Source organism: Gemmiger formicilis (genome assembly GCF_016901605.1).
Lineage (GTDB): Bacteria > Bacillota > Clostridia > Oscillospirales > Ruminococcaceae > Gemmiger > Gemmiger formicilis_B.
In genome coordinates this window covers 1-5,950 of record NZ_JACJKP010000173.1, presented here as the reverse complement: position 1 = coordinate 5,950, position 5,950 = coordinate 1, and the positions used below count along the sequence as shown (strand labels likewise).

Genomic DNA, 5,950 nt, shown 5'->3' with positions numbered 1-5,950 from the left:
CACCGTTGCGAAAAACTCCTTTGTGATGGGGCTTTCCACATCGTAGTCGGCGCTGCACTGGGAATAGATGTCCGTGATTTTCTGGTAAAATCTTCTCTCGCTGGCCCGGATGTCCCGGATACGCTCCAGCTGTTCCTCGAAATAATCTTTGCCGAAAAAGTTCTCCGGCTCTCGCAACCGTGCGTCATCCATCACATAGCCCTTGATGATGAACTCTTTCAACACCCTGTTCGCCCAAATGCGGAACATGGTCGCCTTTTTGGAGTTCACACGATACCCCACAGCGATAATGGCGTCCAGATTGTAATAGTTGGTCTGATACCGTTTCCCGTCCGCCGCAGTTGTTTCCATTTTGGAAACAACTGAATCCTCGCTCAGTTCGCCGGATTCAAAAATGTTTTTCAGATGCTTGGAAATGGCCGCTTTCTGTACCTCGAACAGCTCTGCCATTTTTGCCTGTGTCAGCCAGAGATTTTCCTGAAAGAGCAGGATTTCCACCCGCACTTCTCCGTTTTCGGTCTTGTAAAAGAGGATTTCTCTGGTTTCATACGGGGTCAGTCCCTGTTCCTCACTCATTCCTCGTCACCTCCATCCGTCCGGTTCTTTCCCCGGCTCTTGTAGACATTGTACTGGTTCTTGCACCGTGGGCTGCAAAAGGCGGCGTTGGACCGGCTGCCCAGGAACACCTTCTGGCAGTGCTTGCACAGGCGCAGGGGCTGATCCCCGTCCACCAGCATGAAGCTGAACATCATCTGGATGCCCAGCAGCAGGGAGTGAAAGTCCCAATAAATAGTGGGCTTATCCAGCAGCTCGATGTGGTAGCTGGGGGCGATCCCACCGAACGCAGCCATAGCCTTGCGATACAGCCCCCGTGCGTCCTCGTCGATGGAATCATAATCATTGTAGTATAAAATGGCCGTGGTCAGCGTAAAGGCCCAGTCCTTGAACTGCTGGGCAACCCAGTCATAGGGTTCCGCATATTCCCGCTGGAAGCTCATGTTCTTCGCCATCGGCTCGTCCATGAAGGTCATGGTCAGGGCAACCATCGTCCGGTCACCGGACACATTCCATGTGGATTCAATGCCCTTTTTCACCAAGTCCAGCTGGTCAAAGGGATAAAACAGGGACAGATATTTGTCTGTCTCCATGGTTTCTTCCTTGATAAAGTGGTTTTTCGGCAGGTACACCGCCTCATAGTCCATAAAGGACGGCGTGGTGGGCAGGGCGGTCATCAGCCCCAGCAGGCCGTACCGGGTGACAAACTCCATTACCGCCTTTTCCACTTCTGCTTCCGGCTTGCGCCCCATCATCAGCATCCCCACATTCAGCGCATCCAGCACAATGTTGGGGACCTCTTTCAGCGGATTGTAGACATCCGGCTTTGCGCTCTTGCCGGGGGTGATGTACCGCTTGCCATCTTCCGCTGTTTTCAGCTCGTAGTGATCGTACCGCACCCAATGGGAACGGGACTGTTCAAATAAATTTTTCATCATACACGCCCTTTCTCCTTAATCGTCCCAATTATCAGGGGCGGTTTTTCTTTTTTCTGCGCTTGGTCTTGTTCTCCCGCCGGATCACGGCGTCCTTGCCCTGTTTTCTTGCGATTTTCGAGTATTCCTCCAAAAACTGGCGTTCCCGCAAGGTCAGGCTGCCGCCATGCTCCTGCTTACCGCACAGATGGTCATACATCTGGCGCTGCAATTTTTTGTGGATAGTTTTCCGCAGCTTGCGGATGTTGCGGTCAGACTGCCCACGGACAGCGGCAAGACGGGTGGTGCTGTACAGCCTCAAAGAGAGGAAATACAGAACTTCCTTATGTTCCTCGCTTAATTCCTCCACCATTCGGGATATAAAGGTGTCAGCGGTCAGATTGTGCATCTCATAGGGGCAGTCAAACAGGATGTCCAGAAAGTTTCCGGCCATCAGCTGCCGGTATGTGGGGTTGTTCATCCATCGGGGAATGAGTTTCGGTTCCGGCACCGCCTGATATTCCAGCGGCACATCCCCACGGAGGTTTTCATGGTCCCGTTCCCGGCGCTCCCGGTTCCGGTCCAGCTTGTTCCATTCCTCCACCACGGCCCGGAAATCCTTTTCGGTGCGGGCTGCTTCCTCCAGCCGCCGTATGGCCTCGGCCCGCATCTCCCGTTTCAGCCGTTTATCACTGACCGGGGCAGCTTCTTCTTCCTCGTCCTCCAGCTCTGCTTCATAGTCGATGGGATGCTCGTCCTGCTCCAGCTCACTTTCCAGCTCGGCCAGACGTTCTTCCGCAAGCGCCTGTTCCAGCGTTTCTTCCGCCCCAGCGTCCCATCCGGTGAAGCCACCCTCGGTATCCAGAAGCTCGTCATCAGACAGATACGCCATGCCCCCACCTCTTTTCAAAAAAATATTTTTCGATTTTTCAAAAATGGTTCCGTTTTGCACCCCGGATTTCTCCTATTAGTGAAAGAGTAATCTGAAAACAAGTTACTTGGGTTACATCGGCTCGTTCACGCAGGAGAAAGGGGGATTTCGCCATGTTCAGGCATGACACAAAAAAGAAGTAACACAATCGCAGGTTACAGGCAACGGAACTATAACAACAGTATACACCGGATGCGCCGAAAGCGCAAGAAAGAGAGGTTCTATGGCAGATAAAAACGCCGTGTTTCTGACCCGGCACATTGGCAACACCACCTATAAAGTTCGTGTCTACCTCAGCGAAACCGCCGAGGAAACGATGGAAGATAAAATTCTGCGGCTGATCCGCAATGACGGGCTGGCAAACCAGCCGGAATGTGGTATAATGGAACTGCCACAAATGAGCCGTCCGTCTGAAAGGAGCGCCTGATATGGCAAACAGACAGACGGAAGAAAAAATCACTGCGCTCTATGAGCGCCTGTCCCGTGACGATGACCTCACGGGTGACTCGAACTCCATTCTGAACCAGAAACGTTATCTCGAAAGCTATGCAGCACAGCGGGGCTACACCAATATCGTCCACTACACAGACGATGGGTGGTCCGGTGGCAACTTTGACCGTCCTGCATGGAAGCGCCTTGTGGCGGACATCGAGGCGGGCAAGGTGGCCCATCTGCTGTGTAAGGACCTAAGTCGGATCGGCAGAAACTACCTGCAAACCGGCTTTTACACCGAGGTAATGTTCCGGCAGAATGGGGTTCATTTTGTTGCTGTCGCCAATAACATCGACAGCGAGGAACAGGACAGCGGCGAGTTTGCGCCCTTTCTCAATATCATGAATGAATGGTATCTGCGTGACCAGTCCAAAAAGGTTTCGGCAGCATACCGTGTCAAGGGCAAGGCGGGCAAGCCAACCACCAACAACGCCATCTATGGCTACAAAAAAGACCCAGAGGACAAGGACCACTGGCTGGTGGACGAGGAAGCTGCCACTGTGGTGCGGCGAATTTTCCGGCTTGCGGTGGAGGGACACGGCCCCTATGAGATTTCCAAAATGCTCACAGCCGAGAAGGTGGAGTGCCCCGCCTATTATCTGGCCCGCAACGGCAGGGGCAGCCGGAAGAATACCGTGGACACCAGCCGCCCCTATGACTGGTACGGCTTTACGGTCAGCTCCATGTTGGAGAAACCGGAATATATGGGGCATACCGTGAATTTCCGTTCCTCCAAAAAGTCCTACCGGGATAAGCGGGTAAAAAATGACCCGTCCGACTGGCTGATTTTTGAGAACACCCACGAGGCCATTGTTGACCCGGAAACCTGGCAGCTGGCCCAGCAGGTGAAGCGGACGGTGCGCCGGACAGATACCACTGGCGTCGCCAATCCCCTGACCGGCCTTGTGTTCTGTGCCGACTGCGGAGCAAAGATGTATAACCACCGGGGCAAACACACACGGGCAGATGGCAAGGAGTACAGAAACGACACCTATAACTGTTCCACCTACTGCTTGACCATCGAACGAGAAACCCAGATGTGTTTTTCCCACAGCGTCAGCACCAAGGCTCTGAACGCCCTGATTCTGGAAACCATCCGCACTACCGCCAGCTATGCCATCCAGAACAGGGAGGAATTTATTCAGAAGGTTCGCAGCATTTCACAGGTTCGCCAGCAGGAAGCAGCCAAGGAGCTGAAACGCAAGGTCGCCAAGGAGCGCAGGCGCAGCGCCGAGCTGGACGTGCTGATTAAAAAGCTGTATGAAACCTATGCCATGGGCAAGTTGGAGGAAAAACGGTTCGAGCTGCTGTGTGCCGAATATGAGAAGGAACAGGCCGAGCTGGAACAGCTGCTTGCCTCCGAGCAGGCGCAGCTGAACCAGTTCCATGAGGACACGGACCGTGCCAGTCACTTTCTGGCGCTGGCACAGAAATATACAGATTTCACCGAGCTGACCGCCCCTATGATCCATGAATTTGTGGAGAAGATTCTGGTCCATGCCCCGGACAGAAGCACCGGGGAACGGGTTCAGGAAATCGAGATTTACCTGAACTTTATCGGGAAATTTGAAGTGCCCATGCCCGAACCCACCGAGGAAGAACTGGCTGCGGAGGAAAAGCGCCGCCAGAAGCGCATCCGTGACCATGAAAAATATCTGCGCCAGAAGGAGCGCAAACAGAAGATTGCCGAAGGGCTGATCGTTCCGGGTGAACCGTACCAGCTGGTGTGCCAGTGCTGCGGAGAGTCGTTCCAGTCTATCCGCCCCAACGCTAAATTCTGCAAACCCGCCTGCCGGGAGAAGTTCTACCGGCAGGAAAAGCGGAAAGCCAAAGAAACGGAAGCATCACAAACTGCATAAGGATTGCGGCCTGCCCAAATAAACCGGGCAGGCCGCATTTTTTATGCCCTGAAACGGAGGGATTTTTTATGACACTCTTTGAACTGGTAAAACAGAATATTTGTGTGCCGGATGCGGCTGAACACTATGGGCTGCAAGTCAGCCGAAACGGGATGTGCAGCTGTCCGTTCCATGAGGACCGGCACCCCAGCATGAAGCTGAACGAGCGTTATTTTTACTGTTTCGGCTGCGGAGCCACCGGCGATGTGATCGACCTTGTGGCGAAGCTGTTTGACCTGAGCAGCTACGAGGCAGCACAGAAGCTGGCCCAGGATTTTGGGATTGGCCCGGACAAGCCGCCTGCGGCAGCTGCCCTGCCCAAACCGGAGCGTCCCCTGCTGAAAGCATACCGGCAGGAGCAAGTGCGCTGCCTGCGGGTGCTGTGTGATTATCTGCATCTTCTGGAAGGTTGGAAACAGAACTACGCCCCATCCAATCCAGATGACAGTTTAGATGACCGGTTTGTGGAAGCCTGCCAGATGCTGGACTATGTGGAGTATCTGGCGGATTTGCTCATTGCCGCCGAACTGGAACAGCGGGTGAAAATCGTAGAAATGCTGAACAAGGATGGCCTGATTGCCGGTTTGGAGGAACGGCTGGACAGGCTGAAAAAGGAGGATAACGCCCATGAAAAACAAAACGCAGCTTGACGGGATGCCCGTCTGGTTCGATGGCAAAAGCATCAACGAAGCCCTGTTTTGTGAGGAGTTCTTGCAGACACACAAGATCATCTTCACAAACGGGGCTTTTTTCACGCCCGAAGGCCGTGTGACCGATGAGCTGCCCCTGCGGGGAGAGATTTTTGAGGAACTGAAATGCTGTGCGGTCAGCAATATTCCCCGCAAAATCAGCAACATTGTGGAGCTGATGAAGCTGGCGGCACTGGTGGAGGATTTTCCCCCGGAGCCGGACCGGATTCACCTTTCCAACGGGACACTTTTTCTGGATGGGACCTTTGCGAAGGGAAAGCCGAAAATCGTCCGCAACCGTTTCCCCGTGGCCTACAACCCCAACGCTCCGAAACCTGTCCTCTGGCTGCAATTTCTGGATGGCCTGCTCTACCCGGAGGACATCCCAACCTTGCAGGAATATATCGGCTACTGCCTGATCCCCAGCAATAAGGGACAGCGGATGATGGTCATTAAGGGCAGCGGCGGCGA

At 53.9% G+C, this 5,950-nt stretch carries 6 protein-coding genes and 1 pseudogene; 4 read left to right on the top strand and 3 right to left on the bottom strand.

The features are described from left to right. The 3 genes from H6B10_RS11945 to H6B10_RS11935 all read right to left on the bottom strand — a co-directional run. The coding region (locus tag H6B10_RS11945; RefSeq protein WP_204651812.1) for a virulence RhuM family protein at positions 1-576 on the bottom strand (576 nt) is incomplete at its 3' end. Beyond that, complete coding sequence (locus tag H6B10_RS11940) at positions 573-1,493, bottom strand: hypothetical protein (RefSeq protein ID WP_204651811.1); 921 nt, start codon at positions 1,491-1,493, stop codon at positions 573-575. The genes H6B10_RS11940 and H6B10_RS11945, both read right to left, overlap by 4 nt. A 31-nt stretch (positions 1,494-1,524) precedes the next feature. Then, the gene (locus H6B10_RS11935) at positions 1,525-2,361 is read right to left on the bottom strand and encodes a sigma-70 family RNA polymerase sigma factor (RefSeq protein WP_204651810.1); all 837 of its coding nucleotides are present in this window, start codon (positions 2,359-2,361) and stop codon (positions 1,525-1,527) included. Between the two features lie 262 nt (positions 2,362-2,623). Here H6B10_RS11935 and H6B10_RS11930 point away from each other — a divergent pair, with 262 nt between their 5' ends. From H6B10_RS11930 to H6B10_RS11915, 4 genes and pseudogenes are all read left to right on the top strand, one after another. Next, the gene (locus H6B10_RS11930; RefSeq protein ID WP_007885061.1) at positions 2,624-2,827 is read left to right on the top strand and encodes a transposon-encoded TnpW family protein; all 204 of its coding nucleotides are present in this window, start codon (positions 2,624-2,626) and stop codon (positions 2,825-2,827) included. A gap of 1 nt (position 2,828) precedes the next feature. After that, positions 2,829-4,751, top strand: coding sequence for a recombinase family protein (locus tag H6B10_RS11925; protein WP_014078520.1), 1,923 nt, complete (start codon positions 2,829-2,831; stop codon positions 4,749-4,751). Between the two features lie 68 nt (positions 4,752-4,819). Beyond that, on the top strand, positions 4,820-5,440 hold the full coding sequence (locus tag H6B10_RS11920) for a CHC2 zinc finger domain-containing protein (RefSeq protein ID WP_072850741.1): 621 nt from the start codon (positions 4,820-4,822) through the stop codon (positions 5,438-5,440). Next, a pseudogene (locus H6B10_RS11915) lies at positions 5,418-5,950 on the top strand (DNA primase family protein); the annotation flags it as partial. The gene H6B10_RS11920 and the pseudogene H6B10_RS11915, both read left to right, overlap by 23 nt.